Raw genomic sequence first — 18,744 nt, forward strand, 5'->3', positions numbered from 1 at the left:
ATAAGGAAGCCAATGTTTTTGTAAGTAGAATTTAAGATTAAAATAATACATAAGAATCTTATGCATAAGAAAATTATGTATATATTTGTAATACTATGAGTAATTCTAAACTATATAAAGGAAGTATAAACACTATTATTTTAAAGTTGCTAAATGAGCACAATAAAATGTATGGTTACGAAATTACACAAAAGGTAAAAGACCTAACCAAAGGAGAGTTAAACATTACAGAGGGAGCTTTATATCCTGCGCTTCATAAATTAGAGGCTGAAGGTTTATTAGATGTAGAGATTGCAAAAGTAGATAACCGCTTACGTAAGTATTATAAACTTACTGAAAATGGCACCAAGGAAACTGCAAATAAATTAGAAGAATTAGCAGACTATATTAAAACAATGCAAACCTTGATAAATCCTAAATTGGCTTAAATTTTATGAAATTAACCAAAGAAGAAATAAAATTTATAGATCACTTTATATTAGATCAAAATATTAAATACTTAGATATTCGTTCAGAACTTATTGATCATTTAGCAACTGAATTTGAAGAAAACTCTAATTTCGATTTAATTGAAGATTATTTAAAAACTAAAGTATCTTTTGTTAAGACTTTTGCTAAAAAACAACAGAAAATAATCCATTGGAGTTATCAAAAAAAACTTTGGTTTCAATTTGCTGAATTTTTTTATAAACCTAAATTTATAATTCTGCTTCTCGGTTTAATTTTCTCTGGAAATTTATTATTACGGTTTTTTACTATAAAGCAGTTTAGCTCTATATTTTTCTTCACTTTAATAGCTTTGATACTTTATCCTTTATTTTATCAAATAAAATATAGTAAAGCAGTTAAAAGAGTACAATCAATGCAATCATTATTTACTATAAATTCACTTCCGTCCGTTTTTTTATACAGTTTTAGTGCATTTAAAGACGCGTTGTATGAGAACTATTTATTATTAGCACTATATGCTTTATTTTCTATTCTTTTAGGACTTTCAGCAGTAATTATTGTTGAAAAAAACAGAAAAACAATATTAGGAAAATACGACCAACTTGTAGGTGAAGAATGAAACTATCTAATACTCAAACACAAGAGCTTTATACCTTTACACAAAAACATTATGTCGACTGGTACGATGTGCAAACGGAACTTGTAGACCATTTGGCTAATGGTATTGAAGCTCAAAGGGCAATTAACCCTAATATATCCTTTCAAGACGCCCTGAAAGCAGAATTTAAAAAATTTGGAATTATGGGATTTAGCAATGTTGTTGAAGAAAAAACAAAAGCTTTAAATAAGCATTATCGCTTATTGGTTTGGGGTTATTTTAAAAGTTTTTTTAAACTTCCAAGAATCATATTAACTCTGTTTTTAATATGGAGCTATTATAGTATGATGGTTTTTTTTAATAATATATTTTGGGTTTTACTTATAAGTTGTATTGTATTAATGATAGTACCGTTTATATTTATTTATAGACAAGGTAAGTATGTAAAATCTATTAAAAAGAAAACGGGAAAAAAGTGGTTGTTTAATTCAATAATTGTACAACTAGGAGGACTCATCCATTTTTTAAATATTGGAATCTATATTTCAGTAATTTTAGATTTAGAACGACGAGTTCTAAGCACAACAGCTTTAGTCGCCATATCATCTTTCATTATATTGTTTGGACTTCTACTTTATATTTCCATATTTGTAGTAACTCCAAATCTTCGACAACAAATGGCAAAACAACATCCAGATTATAAGATCGCTTAATTATAAAGAGAAGATTATAAATCCAACCATTGCTTAAAAGCAGCAGCTTTGTTTTTTCCGATGATAATATCAATTTCAGAAGCAGGATTAACCTGTATCTTAAGTTGGCTATTACCAAACTTGGTAATTTTATCAATAGCCGAAATAGCAACAATGATTTGTCTATTGGCTCTAAAAAATGATTTTTCGTTGAGGTAAGAATAAATTTGATCTAAACTCTCACTTGCTGTAGCACGTTTCCCATCTTTTCTTACAATATATGTTATGGTATTTTCTACATAGATATAGGCAATATCTTCCGTTGAGATAGGAACAAGTTCATTTCTAACATAAGTTAAAATGCGTTCTTTTTCTTTTATTGTAGATTCTTCAGCATTAGTCTCACTAGAAGAAACTGCAGCAGGTGCTTTAATCTCAGTAATTTCATTTAGTTTTTTCTGATAATTATCTAAAGAATCATTGAGTTTAGAGAGATTAAGTACACCATCTTCTAAACGAGTATTCTTTTGATCCAATTGATTTTGGTAATATCCAGTAATGACACGTATAGCCGCAAAAACCATTAAAAGAATCAGTAAACCTATAATAAGTATAAAAAAATAAAGTTGCGTCCTCCAGGTATTAATTTTAGTTTTAAAATTCTCGATGTTTATATTGGATGCAACGATAAGGTCTGAATTAGGTATTGATTGAATATATATTACTTTAGAACTTTTAGTGTATTTATTATCATAAATCGCGTCATATAATTCAGCGCCTGAAACTGAATTTTCAATAGCTAATGCGTCAGAAGCTTCGGCATCTTCATTTAAATCTAATTTTGTTCTATCAGGATGGCATTTCATTTTGCCTTGCCAATCAAAAACAGAAAGGAACACTAATTCGGACTCGGTGTTTTCGACGAGATATTGTAATTTTGTAGCGATTAAATCTTTTTTAATTTTTTCAATTTCAGAATCTCTTTGAAATTCGGAGACATTTATATCTGTTTTTAATCTATTTTCTATAGAATCTATTTTTATAAAAATTTTAGAATCATTGAGATCTATTAATGTATGTTTTACTTGGGTTTTTGCGTAAGAGATATTATTATCTAAAAGCACACTACCATTTATTTTTAATAAGTAAGGAATGCTAATTATAGAGACCAATACAAAGAATAAAACAAAGCTAACTGCTGTGTAGAGATAGAATTTATAGTTTTTCATGTGTTAGTTTAGTGTATTAACAGCGTAATAGTCGTAATCTTTTAAGATTGCTTAAAAACAAATAGTGTATTAATTTTGTATCGACATAAAACAAAGATATTTGTTTTCTTTATTATTTTAGGTCTTACGGTCTTCTTATATACTTATATAAATAAACCAGAAAAAGACACAAGAGATATAGAAACAGAAGTTAGCTTAACCACTAATGAGATTATTGCATATATAGATAATGCTGATAATGATTATTTAAAAAGTTATATAAACAAAGCTATAGAAGTAGAAGGCACAGTAAAAGAATTAACTTTTAAAAATAACATACATAGTATTTTATTATCTAGTGATAATAAAGAAAGGTTAGTATTGTGCCAAATGCAACAAGGAGAAACTTCTAAAATGGAAAATATAAAAGAAGGAGAGTTGGTTAAAATTAAAGGAATTTATAAAGGATCGTTGTTAGATGCTATATTATTAAACTGTATTTTTATACAATAAATGGATATGCTTAAAACATTACTTTCATTCTTTATATTTATAAGTTTAGGCTGTGTTGTTATAGAGGCTCAAGATTATATTGATCGTCAAGGAGAAATTACATTTTTCTCCTATACTTCTGTTGAAGATATACAAGCAAAAAATAATCAGGGACTAAGTAGTATAAGTCTTGAGACGGGTGATATTGCTGTAAGAATATTAATGAAAGCTTTTGTGTTTAAAAAATCGTTAATGCACGAGCATTTTAACGAGAGTTATATAGAATCTGATCTTTATCCTGAAGCGACATTTCTTGGAAAAATTATTGATTTTAATCAAGACGACGACGAACAAATTCGAATTATAAAAGGAGATTTTCAATTGAGAGATGTGTCTAAACCATTTGAGATTAAATCGAAAATCACAAAAGAGAATAACACATACAGTATAGAAGGTGAGTTAGAGGTAAATATTGAAGATTATAAAATTAAAGTTCCAAAATTGCTGTCACCTAATATTGCAAAAACGATAAAAGTTTCTTTCAAATTTCAATACCGTCCTAATGAAAAATAAAAGTAAACTCATAGTATTTAGTTTTTTTATTGCCAGTATATATAATATTGGGGCGCAAAGCTTGTTAGACAAACTTAAAGCAGAACCTATTGATACCACATTCTATACCGAAGCTACATTTAAAGGTACTCGCGTAGGTGTAGGACATTCAGTAGAAACACGCAAAAAAAATTCCTTAGAGATATCAGTAATGAATCGATTTTGGAATCTATCTAGAGAGGAGGAAACAGAAACAAGTAATTCTTTTATTGCAGACAGAATGTCATCACGTTTTGGTATAGACTATAGTTTTACAGACCGCTTAACATATGGAGTTGGTTTTTCTACATTAAATAATGTTTTAGATAATTATGTAAAATACAGATTAATAAGGCAACAAGATAACGGGCCTAATAAGTTCAGTCTTACTGCTTTCCAATCCGCTACGCACAGAAGTATTCCAGGCAATACAAATGCTAATTTTAATGATAGATTGTCTTTTACAACACAATTGTTATTCGCAAGAAAGTTTACCAGAAATTTTTCTTTACAAATTTCGCCAACATATATACATCGTAGTACAGTGAGCTCAGATTTAGATGACAATAATCAATTTGCTGTTGGTTTTGCAGCTAGATATAAACTAAAAGGGCATACTTCTATTTTTTCAGAGTATTTTTATGTCGCAAACGAACTTAATTCTGTTGAGACTTTTGGTGTTTTCTCTCTTGGTGTTAATTGGGAGTTAAGTGATTTGTTACTTCAGTTTAAAATGACAAATACAGGTAATTTTGTTGAAGACGCTTTTATTACCCAAACTCGAAGAAACTTTAATTTTGAAGATGGCAACTTCTTTTTTGGGTTTCATGCCACATACTTTATTCAATTATAAACACACACATTCTTTTAAATTATCAATACATAATTATAAAAGCGTCTTTGAGATGTTTTTTAGTTGTATAACTATCTATGTTTAAAATTGAATACGATGAAGAAGAGCGTTGTGTACATAAATGTATCTATACATCTATAAGAAAAATAGATTAGACTTATTTTTTATAAAAGATATCAATTAATCTATTTTATAAAGTCTTTTTAGAATCTCACTTTTCCTTTTTAAAGAACTTCTAATAAAACGATATAGATATAATATTCTCATAATGCCTATATCTGTTAATGTATGTTAAACCCAGTATTAACAGGGCTTACCTATTCCGTTTTAAAGCTTGTTTTTCCGTTTTACTCTCTTTTAGTTGTTACAAGGTTGATTCGTGTCATTTATTTGCACCGTTAAATAATTGAAACGAAAACAGAAAATAATTTAAAACAAAACAAAAATGAAAAAGTTAATTTTATTATTACTAATACCAGCTTTTATATTAAGCTGTAGTTCAGATGACGATGCTATCGTTATTGAAGAAAATAATGGCGATGGCATTATTAGAATAACACAAGTAAACACACAAGGAGATTTACTTGTACTATCAAATTTAGGAACTGCATCAACTGATGTAGGAGAATACTATTTATGTTTAGGACCTGGAACTTATGTAAGAGTTGCTAATGCAGCTTCTGGATCTACAGTAATAGCGCCAAATCAAAGTCTAACATTAGAGTACGATGTAAATGAAGCTTCAGGAGGGTTAAGCCTATTCTCTACAAACTCGTTTTCATCTTCAGACCCTAATATATTATTAGATTTTATGCAATGGGGAGCTGGAAACCAAGCAAGGGCTAGTCAAGCAGTAACAGCAGGCCGTTGGGACAGCGTTGCTAACTTTATTCCATTAGGATCACCTTATAATTTCACAGGTGAAGCGGACCAATTTGGAGCTACATTTTATGAGGCAAGTGAAGTTGAAGCTGCAACACCAGTAGTGCGTATTTTACAAGTTGATGCTTCAGCTGATATTGTATGGTTATCTAACTTCGGATCAGAATCTGTAGATGTTGGAGATTACTTCTTATGTTTAGGACCTGGAACTTATGTAAGAGTTTCTGATGCCGCTAGTGGTTCTACCACTATTGCGCCAGGAGCAAATATTCAATTAAGTTATGATGTTAATGAAACTGAAGATGGTTTAAGTATATTTTCTACAAATACAAACTTTAACTCTTCTGACCCAAGCATACTATTAGATTATGTACAATGGGGAGCTGGTAATCAAGCAAGAGTTGACCAAGCAGTAACAGCAGGTCGTTGGGATAATTCGGCAAATTTTGTTGCTGATGGATCTCCATATGCATTTACTGGAGAAGGCGATGAGTTTGGATCTACATTCTGGGAAGGTACAGAAGCAGATCCATTAGGAGTACTTCGTATTCTTCAAGTAAACCCTATTACAGATCAAGTATGGTTAACTAATGTTGGTGATGCCGCTTTAGATGCAGGAGATTACTGGTTATGTTTAGGCCCTGGTACTTATGCGCAAGTATCAACAAGAACTTCTGGTTCTACAGTTATAGAACCAGGCGAAAATATTATGTTAGACTATGATATGAATCTTGAAGAAGATGGTTTGAGTATTTTTGCTACAAACACATTTACGTCTTCTGATCCAGATGTATTATTAGACTTTGTTCAATGGGGCGCTGGTAACCAACCAAGATCTGCTCAAGCAGTAACTGCTGGTCGTTGGGATTCAGCTGAGAATTTTGTAGATGGATTTGCACCATATAGTTTTATAGGTGAAGCAGATGAGTTTGGTTCTACGTTCTGGGATACAGCTGCTGAGTCTCGTACTGTAAGAATATTACAATTTAACGCTCAAACAGATCAGGTATGGTTATCTAACTTTGGTAATACCGCAGTGGAAATAGGAGATTATTTTTTATGCTTAGGTCCTGGAACTTATGTGCAAGTTTCTACTGCAGCTAATGGTGCTTCTACCGAATTAGCACCAGGTGAAAATGTAATGCTATCGTATAACGTAAATGAATCTGTAGACGGATTAAGTATCTTTTCGACTAATTCTTTTGGTTCAACAGATCCTAATATATTAATTGATTATGTACAATGGGGAGATGCAAACCAAATGCGAGTTAGTCAAGCTGTAACTGCTGGTCGTTGGGATTCTGCAGCAAACTTTGTAGAAGGAGGTCCTTCATACAGTTTTAATGGTAATGAAAATGATTTTGGTTCAACATTCTGGGACTAATAAAAAATAAATCTACTATTTTATTTTGAGGGTAAATCAATACATAAACTTATTATAACCTACTTAAGTATTCATTTGGTTTTATGTTTTGGTTGGTAAAGGGTTGTCTATTTAATAGGCAGCCTTTTATTTTTTTATAAGGAATTCTATAATTTAGAAAGTGATTAAATGGAGCTACGATTATAAATTTGTGTAACTTGTGTAACAAAATAAAAGTATTGGCTACTAACACCTACAGACAACCTAACCAAATTATGATAAAACGTTTTTTAAGTTTAGAATGGAAACAATATTTCCGCTCTTCTTACTGGCAAAAAAATATAGTAATAAATATTTTTATGGTGCTTTTCGCACTTTATTTTGTTGGTCTATTTTTAGTCATGGGATTCTTCTTGTTGCCTGCACTAAAGAAGTTATTTCCAGAACAAGATCCTTTTATACTTCTTAACGGATATATTTTCTATTGGATTATTGGCGATTTGCTAATGCGCTTTTTCTTGCAGAAGTTGCCGGTAATGAGTGTAAAACCATTACTCACGTTACCAATTAAACGATCTACGATTGTACATTATGTATTAGGGAAATCAGGAGTGTCATTCTTTAACATATTACCACTTTTTGCAGTAATCCCATTTTCAATAATGCTTGCTAATGATGGATACCCAATTAGTGTAGCATTGTCTTGGATGGTTTGTATGATTCTTATTGCATTAATCATCAATTTCCTCAATTTTATATTAGAAGCTTTTTCATCAGAAAAAGGATTATCTTTTTTACCTATAGTTGGTTTTGCAGGCGGATTATTTGCTATTAATTATTTCGGGCTAATATCATTCACAGATATTTTAGGTAGTGGAATTATTGCAGTTAGTGAAAACTCAATTTATCTTTTAGTTCCGGCTCTGCTTTTAATAGTTTTATATAGTTATAATTTTAAAATTTTAAGGCAGAAACTCTTTTTAGATGCTTCGCTAGAAGCTAAAGGAAAAGAAGTAAATGCTTCAGATTTATCTTGGACAAAGCGTTTTGGAGACGTTGCCCCATTTATGCAACTAGATTTAAAATTAATTTGGAGAAATAAAAGAACTAAATCTATGGCATTTTTAATGGTTATTGGTTTGTTCTACGGGTTATTTTTCTATACACAAGATGTATATTTAGAGATGGAGTTTATGTTTGCTTTTATAGGTATTTTTTCAACAGGGTTCTTTTTAATCAATTTCGGGCAATTTATCCCTGCTTGGGATAGTGGGTATTATAAAATGTTGATGAGTCAGAATATAAAATACGAACGTTACCTCCGCTCTAAGTTTATTTTAATGGTAATGAGTGTGGTTATTATGTTCATTTTAGGGATTCCGTATGTATATTTTGGATGGAAGATTTTAATCGCTCATTTCGCTGCTGCAATTTATAACATAGGCATAAATACACATGTTATTATGTGGGGAGGCTCTTTCAATAGAAAAAGAATAGACTTAGATAAAAAAGCAGCATTTAATTATCAAGGTACAGGAGCAGTACAATGGCTTATAGGTATACCGCTAATGATTGTGCCAATGGCTCTATTTGGACTTATTAATTGGCTTATAGGATTTGAAGTTGCTATAGCTACGCTAATAATTTTAGGAGTTATAGGTATAGTATTTCACAAAAAACTAATGACTTTTATTACTCAAAAATATCTCGATTCAAAATATAAAATGATTGACGCCTTTAGTCAAGATAACTAATACAAGACATAACCATGATAAACACTAAAGAGCTTTCAAAAGCGTATAAAGGAACTACAGTTCTTAATATTAATACATTAGATATTCCTAAGGGCCAAAGTTTTGGTTTGGTGGGTAATAATGGAGCAGGTAAAACCACCTATTTCAGTTTGCTTTTAGACCTTATTAAGCCAACTACTGGCAACATTACTACAAACGATATTATTGTAGATAAAAGTGAAGATTGGAAACCTTTTACGTCTTCATTTATCGATGAGAGTTTTTTAATTGGCTACTTAACACCAGAAGAATATTTTTACTTTATTGGTGATTTAAGAGGGCAAAACAAAGCTGATGTAGATGCATTGACGGCACAATTTGAAGATTTCTTTAATGGAGAAATCATTGGAAAGAAAAAATACCTTAGAGATTTAAGTAAAGGAAATCAGAAAAAAGCAGGCATAGTTGCGGCACTTATTGGTAATCCAGAAGTGATTATTTTAGATGAACCTTTTGCAAACTTAGATCCTACAACTCAAATTCGTTTAAAACAAATTCTTAAAGACTTAGCGGAAAAACAAGGAGTTACTGTTTTAGTATCTAGTCACGATTTAATGCACGTTACTGACGTTTGCGAGCGTATTGTAGTATTAGAAAAAGGAGAGGTTATAAAAGATTTAGAAACCAATCCAACCACATTAAAAGAATTAGAAGCACACTTTGCAAGTGGAGCAATAGCAACTTCTGAAGAAGAGGAATAGCAATTAATGATCAATCAACTTTAAAGCTTGTAATTAACATATAATTGCAGGCTTTTTTATTTGGAATCAACTTCTATCAAACATCGAAAAACTTTCAAATAGCATCAAAAATTCAAAAAGATGTTTATTTTTACCTTTCAAGATAATAAAGACGGTCGTTTTTCGTTTTTCTTAAACCAAATAAGTAACCTTTGAAAACCTTTACAAAAGCTATACTTTTTCTTTTTAGCGTTGCATTTTTAGTACATAGTTGTGGTAGAAATGACACTTTGGTGGGTAGAAATTTTCATGCCGTAAGTACTGAGTTTAATACCTTGTATAATGGCGATATTGCTTTACAAAAAGGAATAGCTACAGTAAACAATGCTTTTACCGAAAATTTCTGGGAGCTTCTACCAATAGAACGTATGGAGGTTAAAGATGAGGTACGCTTATCTAATGAGGCTAATAATTCAGACTTTGAACGTGCTGAAGAAAAGGCGATAAAAGCCATACAAAAGCATACCATAACAGGTGACGATGGTAAAGAAAAAAACCCACAGATAGATGAAGCTTATTTAATGCTAGGTAAAGCGCGTTATTACGATCAGCGTTTTGTACCAGCTTTAGCAGCATTTAATAATATACTCAATAAATATCCTGCAAGTGATAAAATTAATCAGGTTAAAGTTTGGCGAGAAAAAAGTAATATGCGTTTAGGAAGTAATGAAATTGCTATAAAAAACCTTAAGCGTCATTTAGAGCAAGAAGAAGTAAAAGGTCAAGACTTAGCAGATATCTCAGCAACTTTAGCAGAAGCGTTTATAAATATTAAGAAAAAAGACAGTGCTTTATATTATTTAAAAACAGCGGCTACAGAAACTAAAGTTAATAACGAAAAAGCACGTTATCATTTTATTATTGGGCAACTGTATAATGAGTTTGGTGAAAAAGACAATGCTAATTTAGCTTTTGATGCAGTTATAGATTTACATCGCAAAATCCCTAGAGCGTTTTATATTAATGCACATCTAGCTAAAGCCACTAATTTCGATGTAAATTCGGGAGATAAAATAGCCTTTGAGGAATACCTTGCTGAGCTTGAAGAAAACAGAGAAAACCGTCCATTTTTAGGTAAAATATATCATCGAATTGCAGAATATAATCGAGAGGAAGAATTAGATAGTTTATCTGAAGCGTACTACAATAAATCGCTAAGAGCTACTCAAGGTGACCAAGTACTTAATGCACGCAATTATGTAACGCTTGGCGATATGTATTTTGATAGAAAAGCATATAAAACTGCCGGATCATATTACGATAGTACTTTAACGAATATGGTTGAAAAAACAAAGCAATATCGTGTCGTTAAAAGAAAACGAGAAAACTTAGAAGACGTTATTTACTATGAAGATATTGCTAAAGTAAACGACAGTATTTTGTATTTGGTTAATTTGCCTAAAGTAGAGCAAGTAACGGTTTTTGAAAAATTAATTGAAAACTTAAAAGCCCAGGAGCTTGCTGCAGAAGAACAAGCAAAAATTCAGGCTGCAAAATCAGCAAATAGTGGAGGTGTAGCTTTAGATCAACGCCCAAGTTTTGCTAGAAATAATAGAGCTAATTTACCAGGTGTTAATGGACCTCCAGGCAGTGGCGGAAGCAACTTTTATTTTTACAATCAAACAGCAGTTGCTTTTGGTAAAAATGAATTTTTAAGGCAATGGGGAGATCGAAAATTAGAAGATAATTGGAGGTTTTCAAACTCAAGAGGATCATTGAATACCAATACAGAAGCTATAGACAATATAGTAGCTAACGCAACAGAAGATGAGCGTTACGATCCTGAGTTTTATATTAAAACCTTACCGACAGAGCAAACCCAAATAGATAGCATTGCTAAAGAGCGTAACTATGCGTATTACCAATTAGGCCTTATATATAAAGAAAATTTCAGCGAGTATCAGTTAGCTAAATCTAAATTTGAGGCGCTTCTTAAAAGCAATCCTGAAGAGCGCTTAATAATACCTTCAAAATATAATTTGTATAAAATCTACGAGATTTTAGGGCAAAATGGTGAGGCCGAGATTACTAAAAATGAGATTTTATCTAAATATCCAGATTCTAGGTATGCAGAGATTCTTCGTAATCCAAACTCACAATTAATAAAAGATGAAAATAGTGCAGAAACCATTTATGAAAAATTGTTTCGCCAGTTTGAAAAACAGGAGTATGCTGCGGTTATAACTTCCGCCGAAGAACAAATAAAAGTTTTTGAAGGAGATGGATTTGTACCCAAATTCGAAATTTTAAAAGCTTCTGCTTTAGGTCGATTAAAAGGTTTTGAAGCGTATAAAGAAAATGTTAATTATATAGCATTAACTTATCCAAACTCAGAAGAAGGTAAACGAGCGTTAGAGATATTAAATACAGCGATACCAGCATTAGAAAATAAAGAATTTACTCCTGATGAAGATAGTAACGCATTTACTGTAATTTATGAGTTTAATACTAACGAAGGAGATTTAATAAGCCAATTTATGGTTGATCTTAAAGCAGCTATAGATAGAACAAATCACAAAAATTTAACGCTTTCTAAAGATGTTTATAATGAAAATACTGTATTTGTTGTAGTACATGGTTTAGAATTTAAAACTTCAGCATTAGGTTTTGGGCAAACGCTTCAAGATTATAAAGAAGATAATACCAAAGGGATTACTCGACCTCATATTGCAATGTCTACGACAAACTATACTATTGTTCAACGTCATAAAAATTTAAGTGATTATCTTAATCCAGAATAATTAAAATAAATAGAACTCATGTTTTCCTCAGACAATAAAAAACACAAAACAACTATGGAATCTAGTACACAGCAGAATATTATAGCGCATGGCACTAAAATTGTAGGTGATATTGTAAGTCAAGGTCCATTTAGAATAGATGGAACGGTTGAAGGTAATATTAAAACCTCAGGTAAAGTTGTTGTTGGTAAATCTGGGATTATAAAAGGAACATTACAAGGCGAAAATGTTGATTTTGAAGGTAAGTTTGCTGGCAAGCTAATTTTAACAGGGACATTGTCACTTAAATCTACAGCACATATCGAAGGAGAAGTACAGGTAAATAAATTAGCCGTTGAACCTGGAGCAACATTTAATGCAACTTGTAGTATGAAAGGAGCCGTAAAAGCCTTAAGTACAAATGAAACTCAAAGACCAACACAAAACTCCCAAGGCGCAGAAAGAACAGCTTAATACTTACGCGCGTTTTTCTGGCATAGCACTACAAATGTTTGCCATTATAGCTATTGGTACTTTTACAGGTGTAAAACTCGACGAAAAATTCCCTAATCAACACAATCTATATACAGTTGCGCTATCATTATTGGCGGTAATTACATCTATTATTTATGTAATAAGGCGTATTATTGCAATCTCAAAAGAAGAGAACTAATAGATATGGAAGGATTTAAAAAAAGACAGATTTCGTTTTTATTACAATTAGTCGCGGTAACAGCTATTTTATTAGGAATGCACACCTACCTATTGAGTTATTTTGCTGATGAGATTATGTTTTTCTTTCCGGTTTGGCATATTTATGTGTTTCATTTTGTGATTACAGGTCTGTTTTACACCATTATAAACTATAAGTTTTCAATGGGCAAAACGCAAGTCTTTAATTTGTTTATGGGAATGACACTTTTAAAGATGATTTTAGCAATTCTTTTTCTACTGCCATTATTGCTTTCAGATTTTCAAAACAAACAACCCGACGTTTTCAACTTTTTTATTCCTTATTTTATGTATTTATTTTTTGAAGTTTATGCACTTACAAAATTTCTTCAAAAAGCATAATCTATAGGGAATATTAAGTAATAATTTTATTGATTTTTTATTCAATAATAGGATAGAAAATTATAGCAAAATTATTGTTTGTCAATTCATTTAATGTGCGTACATTTGCAGCGAATTTAAAGCAAGGTATTTTTAAGCCCATTAGAATGAAAATAAACACTTTAAAAAACATCGTATTATCAACGCTATTTATAGCTGTGTTTAATATAAGTTTTGCCTCTGAAACTAAAGATGGAGGAGACGATAAAAAATTCGACCCAAAAGATATGATTATGCATCACGTTCAAGATGCTCATGGGTTTCATTTATGGGATTGGAATGGACATGCTGTTTCTCTATCTTTACCAATTATTTTATGGACCGATAATGGTTTAACAACCTTTATGTCTTCTGCTTTTCATCATGACGATTCTGGTAAAGAAGTTGTTGAGCGTAATGGTGCTAAATTTGTAAAGCTTCATGGTAAAATTTACCAGCTTAACGAAGGAGCTAATACAGTTGCTTTTGATGATAAACACCATGCTACAAATGCAAGTAAGCCTATAGACATATCTATTACAAGAAATGTATTTATGATGTGGGTTTCTGTTTTTGTATTGTTTTTAGTTTTTATTACTGCAGCTAGAAGTTACAAGAAATCTGAAAATAATGTACCTACAGGCATTGCAAGTTTTATTGAACCTTTGGTAGTATTTGTTAGAGACGATATCGGTATTCCTATGATAGGAGAAAAACGGTACAAAAGATATATGCCTTATTTATTAACGGTATTTTTCTTTATATGGATTAACAACATATTTGGTTTAATACCAATTCTTAATGGAGCTAATTTAAGTGGAAATATTGCATTTACATTTACGTTAGCACTTTTCACTTTTATTATTACAACATTTAGTGGTAATAAAAACTATTGGCAACATATTTTCTGGATGCCAGGGGTACCTGTACCAATGAAAATATTCTTAATGCCAATAGAAATTATAGGAATATTTACAAAGCCAATTTCGTTAATGATACGTTTGTTTGCTAATATAACAGCAGGCCATATTATCATCTTAGCGTTAATGTCTTTAATTTTCATATTTAAATCAATAGGAATTGCACCTGTATCTGTAGCATTCTCTTTATTTATTACAGTAATTGAGATTGTGGTTACAGCGATACAAGCATATATATTTACAATATTGTCAGCTCTTTATTTTGGGATGGCAACAGAAGAAGCACATCATTAATTAATTTAAATTTTATACTATGACTATTTTTGGAATTGCAGCTATTGGAGCTGGTTTAGCAGCTATTGGAGCTGGAGTTGGTATTGGTAAAATTGGAGGATCTGCTATGGAAGCTATGGCACGTCAACCAGAGATGCACGGAAAGATTCAATCTTCTGCATTAATTTTAGCAGCCTTCGTAGAAGCAGTAGCATTATTTGGTGTGGTTGTCGCTTTATTACAAGCAGCACCTACAGCATAAATGAACTAAAATGTAAAATACAGAAGTAACGGTTGGTTGCTTCTGTATTTACTAATTTTTTATAGCATTAATTAGCTGTAGATAAATAAAAATTAAATTATTAAAAGACAATAAGAAATGGATTTAGTAACACCTGGCTTTGGATTAGTATTTTGGACAGCGATTACATTCTTAATTTTACTTTTCATTTTAAGAAAATTTGCTTGGAAACCTATTTTAGGAGCTGTAAGTGATAGAGAAGAAGGTATAAAAGATGCATTGGCATCTGCTGAGAAAGCACGTGCTGAAATGGAAAACCTTCATGCAGATAACGAGCGTATTCTACAAGAAGCAAGAGCAGAGCGCGAAACTCTATTAAAAGATGCTCGTGAGATGAAAAACAAAATGATTTCTGATGCTAAAGAAGAAGCACAAGTACAAGCTGCAAAAATGATAGAACAAGCACAAGCTGCTATTGAAAGCGAAAAGAAAGCTGCTATGGCAGAATTAAAAAGCCATGTTGCAGGATTATCTTTAGATATTGCAGAAAAAGTAGTAGGTGACGAATTATCTAACAAAGACAAACAACTGAAGTTGGTTGAAAACATGTTAGGTGAAGCAACTTTAAACTAAAAATAAATGTCAGGATCAAGAGCAGCAATAAGATATGCTAAAGCCGTTTTAAGCTTAGCAACAGATCAAAAAGCAGCAGAAGCAGTTAACAGTGATATGAAACATATTACTGAAGCAATTGCACAAAGCGTTGAACTTAATCAAATGCTTCAAAGTCCTGTAGTAAGATCTTCAGATAAAAAGGAAGTATTACTATCTGTATTTAAAAATGCAAATACGAATACTACTAATTTAATAGATACTTTAATTTCTAATAAAAGACTAGCACTTTTAAATGATGTAGCTGTTAGTTATACACGCTTATATGATCAGTTAAGAGGGAGACAAGTGGCAACAGTCACTACAGCAGTACCTTTAACAAATGATTTAAGAACTAAAGTATTAGCAAAAGTTAAAGAACTTACAGGTAAGGAAGCAGAAGTAAAAAATATAATAGACGAAAGCATATTAGGTGGTTTCGTTTTACGTGTTGGAGATATCCAATACAATGCGAGTATTTCAAATAAACTCGATAAACTAAAAAGAGAATTTACATTAAATTAATTATTGTTTTTGGGTTAGCTTTTTGGGAGCTAACAGCTAAAAGCTAAAGACTAATAAAAATGGCAGAAGTAAAACCAGCTGAAATATCAGCAATCTTAAAACAACAACTTTCAGGTTTTGAAGCAGGAGCTTCATTAGACGAAGTAGGAACAGTATTAACTGTAGGTGATGGTATTGTACGTGCTTACGGATTAGCTAATGCACAATATGGTGAATTAGTAGAATTCGATGGTGGTTTAGAAGGTATTGTACTAAACCTTGAAGTAGACAATGTAGGTATTGTACTATTAGGAACTTCAGTAGGAGTTAGAGAAGGGTCTACAGTAAAACGTACATCACGTATTGCATCTATTAAAGTAGGTGAAGGTATTGTTGGTCGTGTTGTAGATACTTTAGGAAACCCTATTGATGGAAAAGGTCCAATTTCTGGAGAGACTTACGAAATGCCTTTAGAGCGTAAAGCACCTGGTGTTATTTATAGAGAACCAGTGACAGAACCATTACAAACCGGTATTAAGGCAATTGATGCTATGATTCCTGTAGGTAGAGGACAACGTGAGTTGGTTATTGGAGATAGACAAACAGGTAAAACTACAGTTTGTATTGATACCATCTTAAATCAAAAAGAATTTTACGATGCAGGTGAGCCTGTATATTGTATATATGTTGCTGTTGGACAAAAAGCGTCAACGGTTGCAAATATTGCAAAAACATTAGAGGAAAGAGGAGCTTTAGCCTATACAACTATAGTAGCAGCTAACGCATCTGATCCTGCTGCGATGCAAGTTTATGCACCAATGACAGGAGCTTCTATCGGTGAATATTTTAGAGATACTGGTCGTCCAGCATTAATCATTTATGATGATTTATCTAAACAAGCAGTAGCTTACCGTGAGGTATCTTTATTATTACGTCGCCCTCCAGGACGTGAAGCATATCCTGGTGATGTATTCTATTTACACTCTAGATTATTAGAGCGTTCTGCAAAAGTGATCAATGATGATAATATTGCTAAAGAGATGAACGATTTACCAGATTCTCTTAAGCCATTAGTAAAAGGTGGAGGTTCTTTAACTGCTTTACCAATTATTGAAACTCAAGCAGGTGATGTATCTGCATATATCCCAACAAACGTAATTTCTATTACGGATGGTCAGATATTCTTAGACGGTGATTTATTTAACTCAGGTGTTCGTCCAGCAATTAACGTAGGTATTTCCGTATCTCGTGTTGGTGGTAACGCACAGATTAAATCTATGAAAAAAGTATCCGGTACATTAAAATTAGACCAAGCACAATTCCGTGAATTAGAAGCATTTGCTAAATTTGGTTCAGATTTAGATGCATCTACTTTAAATGTAATTGAAAAAGGTAAGCGCAACGTTGAGATCTTAAAGCAAGCACAAAACGATCCGTTTACAGTAGAAGATCAGGTGGCTATTATTTATGCAGGATCTAAGAATTTATTAAAAGATGTACCTGTAGATAAAGTAAAAGAATTTGAAAGAGATTTCATAGAATTCTTAAATGCAAAGCATAGAGATATACTTGATACTTTAAAATCAGGAAAATTAACAGATGAGGTTATCGATACATTAACAAATGTAGCAAACGACCTTTCTGGAAAGTTTAGAGCTTAAAAGATATAAATTAATGTCACTCAGAGTGAAATGCTGAACTTGTTGAAGCATTAAAACGAAAGAGTCTTTATAAATATAAAGAATGGCGAATCTAAAAGAAATACGTAACAGAATATCATCAGTATCTTCAACGATGCAGATTACCAGTGCCATGAAAATGGTATCTGCTGCCAAGTTAAAGAAAGCACAAGATGCAATTACTGCAATGCGTCCATACTCTAATAAGTTAACAGAATTATTACAAAGTTTAAGTGCAACTTTAGATGCCGATTCTGGAAGCAAGTATTCAACTCAAAGAGAAGTTAATAATGTATTAGTAGTCGCTATAACTTCAAACAGAGGTTTGTGTGGGGCTTTTAATTCTAATATTATTAAACAAACACAACACTTAATCAGTAATGTTTACGCTGATAAAAAAGTGTCTGTTTTAGCTATAGGAAAAAAGGCAAATGATGCTTTTGTAAAACAAGATCGTGTTATTGGAAACGAAAGTCCAGTATTTGACGATTTAACATTTGATAATGTTGCTACTATCGCTGAGTTTTTAATGGAAAAATTTGTTGAAGGTGAATACGATAAAGTAGAATTAGTTTACAACAGTTTTAAAAATGCTGCAACACAGATTGTAATGACAGAACAATTTTTACCAATTGTTCCTGTTGAAGGTGATGCAGACACAAACTCAGATTATATTTTTGAGCCTTCTAAAGAAGAAATTGTAGAACAATTAATTCCTAAGTCATTAAAAACACAATTGTTTAAAGGCATTAGAGATTCTTTTGCTTCTGAACATGGCGCCCGTATGACAGCGATGCATAAAGCAACAGATAATGCTACCGAATTAAGAGATCAATTGAAGTTAACTTATAATAAAGCAAGACAAGCGGCAATTACTAACGAAATCTTAGAAATTGTTGGTGGAGCTGAAGCTTTGAATAATTAGACTGAAGTATAACGGAAGTCAAATTAAATAAATCCGGAAGCTTTGAATAATTAGACTGAAGTATAACGGAAGTCAAA

General features: G+C 31.7%; 20 protein-coding genes. 19 read left to right on the plus strand and 1 reads right to left on the minus strand.

Features of this window, described 5'->3' with window-relative positions:
- Nucleotides 1-95 precede the first annotated feature (95 nt).
- Genes K8Z87_RS02795 through K8Z87_RS02805 form a run of 3 tightly spaced genes read left to right on the plus strand, consistent with a single transcriptional unit; the run spans nucleotide 96 to nucleotide 1,761 of the window.
- Nucleotides 96-428: a PadR family transcriptional regulator gene (locus K8Z87_RS02795; protein WP_227475953.1), complete on the plus strand. Its 333-nt coding sequence runs from the start codon at nucleotides 96-98 to the stop codon at nucleotides 426-428.
- 5 nt (nucleotides 429-433) lie between these two features.
- Nucleotides 434-1,069, plus strand: a complete 636-nt coding sequence (locus K8Z87_RS02800; protein WP_227475954.1) for a hypothetical protein — start codon at nucleotides 434-436, stop codon at nucleotides 1,067-1,069.
- The gene (locus K8Z87_RS02805; protein WP_227475955.1) at nucleotides 1,066-1,761 is read left to right on the plus strand and encodes a hypothetical protein; all 696 of its coding nucleotides are present in this window, start codon (nucleotides 1,066-1,068) and stop codon (nucleotides 1,759-1,761) included. The genes K8Z87_RS02800 and K8Z87_RS02805 overlap by 4 nt, the downstream gene beginning before the upstream one ends.
- A gap of 14 nt (nucleotides 1,762-1,775) precedes the next feature.
- On the opposite strand, the gene K8Z87_RS02810 is transcribed toward K8Z87_RS02805, so the two are convergent.
- Nucleotides 1,776-2,969 carry a LytR/AlgR family response regulator transcription factor gene (locus K8Z87_RS02810; RefSeq protein WP_227475956.1) on the minus strand — a complete coding sequence of 398 codons (1,194 nt, stop codon included), beginning with the start codon at nucleotides 2,967-2,969 and terminating at the stop codon, nucleotides 1,776-1,778.
- Nucleotides 2,970-3,044: 75 nt separating this feature from the next.
- Between K8Z87_RS02810 and K8Z87_RS02815 the strand changes: the two genes are divergently transcribed.
- The 16 genes from K8Z87_RS02815 (at nucleotide 3,045) to atpG (ending at nucleotide 18,667) form a co-directional block, all read left to right on the plus strand.
- Nucleotides 3,045-3,461 (plus strand): OB-fold putative lipoprotein, encoded by a 417-nt coding sequence (locus K8Z87_RS02815; RefSeq protein WP_227475957.1) that lies wholly within the window; start codon nucleotides 3,045-3,047, stop codon nucleotides 3,459-3,461.
- Nucleotides 3,462-3,467: 6 nt separating this feature from the next.
- The gene (locus tag K8Z87_RS02820) at nucleotides 3,468-4,013 is read left to right on the plus strand and encodes a YceI family protein (protein WP_227475958.1); all 546 of its coding nucleotides are present in this window, start codon (nucleotides 3,468-3,470) and stop codon (nucleotides 4,011-4,013) included.
- A complete protein-coding gene (locus K8Z87_RS02825) occupies nucleotides 4,003-4,884 on the plus strand; it encodes a DUF5777 family beta-barrel protein (protein WP_227475959.1) in 882 nt (293 codons plus the stop codon). The genes K8Z87_RS02820 and K8Z87_RS02825 overlap by 11 nt, the downstream gene beginning before the upstream one ends.
- 445 nt (nucleotides 4,885-5,329) lie before the next feature.
- Nucleotides 5,330-7,150, plus strand: coding sequence for a hypothetical protein (locus K8Z87_RS02830; protein ID WP_227475960.1), 1,821 nt, complete (start codon nucleotides 5,330-5,332; stop codon nucleotides 7,148-7,150).
- A 218-nt stretch (nucleotides 7,151-7,368) separates the two neighbouring features.
- Complete coding sequence (locus tag K8Z87_RS02835) at nucleotides 7,369-8,883, plus strand: DUF5687 family protein (protein ID WP_317207416.1); 1,515 nt, start codon at nucleotides 7,369-7,371, stop codon at nucleotides 8,881-8,883.
- 14 nt (nucleotides 8,884-8,897) lie between these two features.
- A complete protein-coding gene (locus K8Z87_RS02840) occupies nucleotides 8,898-9,623 on the plus strand; it encodes an ABC transporter ATP-binding protein (RefSeq protein ID WP_227475961.1) in 726 nt (241 codons plus the stop codon).
- A gap of 191 nt (nucleotides 9,624-9,814) precedes the next feature.
- The gene (gene porW, locus K8Z87_RS02845; protein WP_227475962.1) at nucleotides 9,815-12,403 is read left to right on the plus strand and encodes a type IX secretion system periplasmic lipoprotein PorW/SprE; all 2,589 of its coding nucleotides are present in this window, start codon (nucleotides 9,815-9,817) and stop codon (nucleotides 12,401-12,403) included.
- A 54-nt stretch (nucleotides 12,404-12,457) separates the two neighbouring features.
- Nucleotides 12,458-12,856 carry a bactofilin family protein gene (locus tag K8Z87_RS02850; RefSeq protein WP_407704192.1) on the plus strand — a complete coding sequence of 133 codons (399 nt, stop codon included), beginning with the start codon at nucleotides 12,458-12,460 and terminating at the stop codon, nucleotides 12,854-12,856.
- On the plus strand, nucleotides 12,804-13,055 hold the full coding sequence (locus K8Z87_RS02855; protein WP_227475964.1) for an AtpZ/AtpI family protein: 252 nt from the start codon (nucleotides 12,804-12,806) through the stop codon (nucleotides 13,053-13,055). Before K8Z87_RS02850 ends, K8Z87_RS02855 begins: the two co-directional genes overlap by 53 nt.
- A gap of 5 nt (nucleotides 13,056-13,060) precedes the next feature.
- Nucleotides 13,061-13,456, plus strand: a complete 396-nt coding sequence (locus K8Z87_RS02860; protein ID WP_227475965.1) for a hypothetical protein — start codon at nucleotides 13,061-13,063, stop codon at nucleotides 13,454-13,456.
- A 146-nt stretch (nucleotides 13,457-13,602) separates the two neighbouring features.
- Nucleotides 13,603-14,688 (plus strand): F0F1 ATP synthase subunit A, encoded by a 1,086-nt coding sequence (atpB, locus tag K8Z87_RS02865; RefSeq protein ID WP_227475966.1) that lies wholly within the window; start codon nucleotides 13,603-13,605, stop codon nucleotides 14,686-14,688.
- Nucleotides 14,689-14,707: 19 nt separating this feature from the next.
- The gene (atpE, locus tag K8Z87_RS02870; protein ID WP_227475967.1) at nucleotides 14,708-14,929 is read left to right on the plus strand and encodes an ATP synthase F0 subunit C; all 222 of its coding nucleotides are present in this window, start codon (nucleotides 14,708-14,710) and stop codon (nucleotides 14,927-14,929) included.
- Nucleotides 14,930-15,046: 117 nt separating this feature from the next.
- Nucleotides 15,047-15,541: a F0F1 ATP synthase subunit B gene (locus tag K8Z87_RS02875; protein ID WP_227475968.1), complete on the plus strand. Its 495-nt coding sequence runs from the start codon at nucleotides 15,047-15,049 to the stop codon at nucleotides 15,539-15,541.
- A 6-nt stretch (nucleotides 15,542-15,547) separates the two neighbouring features.
- Nucleotides 15,548-16,084: an ATP synthase F1 subunit delta gene (gene atpH, locus K8Z87_RS02880; RefSeq protein ID WP_227475969.1), complete on the plus strand. Its 537-nt coding sequence runs from the start codon at nucleotides 15,548-15,550 to the stop codon at nucleotides 16,082-16,084.
- 59 nt (nucleotides 16,085-16,143) lie between these two features.
- On the plus strand, nucleotides 16,144-17,724 hold the full coding sequence (atpA, locus tag K8Z87_RS02885; RefSeq protein WP_227475970.1) for a F0F1 ATP synthase subunit alpha: 1,581 nt from the start codon (nucleotides 16,144-16,146) through the stop codon (nucleotides 17,722-17,724).
- An 82-nt stretch (nucleotides 17,725-17,806) separates the two neighbouring features.
- On the plus strand, nucleotides 17,807-18,667 hold the full coding sequence (gene atpG, locus K8Z87_RS02890; RefSeq protein WP_227475971.1) for an ATP synthase F1 subunit gamma: 861 nt from the start codon (nucleotides 17,807-17,809) through the stop codon (nucleotides 18,665-18,667).
- The last annotated feature ends 77 nt before the right edge of the window (nucleotides 18,668-18,744 follow it).

It is taken from the genome of Winogradskyella immobilis, from assembly GCF_021887715.1.
Classification (GTDB): domain Bacteria; phylum Bacteroidota; class Bacteroidia; order Flavobacteriales; family Flavobacteriaceae; genus Winogradskyella; species Winogradskyella immobilis.

Excerpts from the sequence above, each read along its gene's own strand:
- K8Z87_RS02805 (WP_227475955.1), top strand. The coding sequence starts at position 1,066 with ATGAAACTATCTAATACTCAAACACAAGAGCTTTATACCTTTACACAA.
- atpH (WP_227475969.1), top strand. The coding sequence starts at position 15,548 with ATGTCAGGATCAAGAGCAGCAATAAGATATGCTAAAGCCGTTTTAAGC.
- K8Z87_RS02830 (WP_227475960.1), top strand. The coding sequence starts at position 5,330 with ATGAAAAAGTTAATTTTATTATTACTAATACCAGCTTTTATATTAAGC.
- atpB (WP_227475966.1), top strand. The coding sequence starts at position 13,603 with ATGAAAATAAACACTTTAAAAAACATCGTATTATCAACGCTATTTATA.
- K8Z87_RS02860 (WP_227475965.1), top strand. The coding sequence starts at position 13,061 with ATGGAAGGATTTAAAAAAAGACAGATTTCGTTTTTATTACAATTAGTC.
- K8Z87_RS02855 (WP_227475964.1), top strand. The coding sequence starts at position 12,804 with ATGAAACTCAAAGACCAACACAAAACTCCCAAGGCGCAGAAAGAACAG.
- atpA (WP_227475970.1), top strand. The coding sequence starts at position 16,144 with ATGGCAGAAGTAAAACCAGCTGAAATATCAGCAATCTTAAAACAACAA.
- K8Z87_RS02850 (WP_407704192.1), top strand. The coding sequence starts at position 12,458 with ATGGAATCTAGTACACAGCAGAATATTATAGCGCATGGCACTAAAATT.
- atpE (WP_227475967.1), top strand. The coding sequence starts at position 14,708 with ATGACTATTTTTGGAATTGCAGCTATTGGAGCTGGTTTAGCAGCTATT.
- K8Z87_RS02800 (WP_227475954.1), top strand. The coding sequence starts at position 434 with ATGAAATTAACCAAAGAAGAAATAAAATTTATAGATCACTTTATATTA.
- K8Z87_RS02795 (WP_227475953.1), top strand. The coding sequence starts at position 96 with ATGAGTAATTCTAAACTATATAAAGGAAGTATAAACACTATTATTTTA.
- K8Z87_RS02825 (WP_227475959.1), top strand. The coding sequence starts at position 4,003 with ATGAAAAATAAAAGTAAACTCATAGTATTTAGTTTTTTTATTGCCAGT.
- atpG (WP_227475971.1), top strand. The coding sequence starts at position 17,807 with ATGGCGAATCTAAAAGAAATACGTAACAGAATATCATCAGTATCTTCA.
- K8Z87_RS02875 (WP_227475968.1), top strand. The coding sequence starts at position 15,047 with ATGGATTTAGTAACACCTGGCTTTGGATTAGTATTTTGGACAGCGATT.
- K8Z87_RS02820 (WP_227475958.1), top strand. The coding sequence starts at position 3,468 with ATGCTTAAAACATTACTTTCATTCTTTATATTTATAAGTTTAGGCTGT.
- K8Z87_RS02840 (WP_227475961.1), top strand. The coding sequence starts at position 8,898 with ATGATAAACACTAAAGAGCTTTCAAAAGCGTATAAAGGAACTACAGTT.
- K8Z87_RS02810 (WP_227475956.1), bottom strand. The coding sequence starts at position 2,969 with ATGAAAAACTATAAATTCTATCTCTACACAGCAGTTAGCTTTGTTTTA.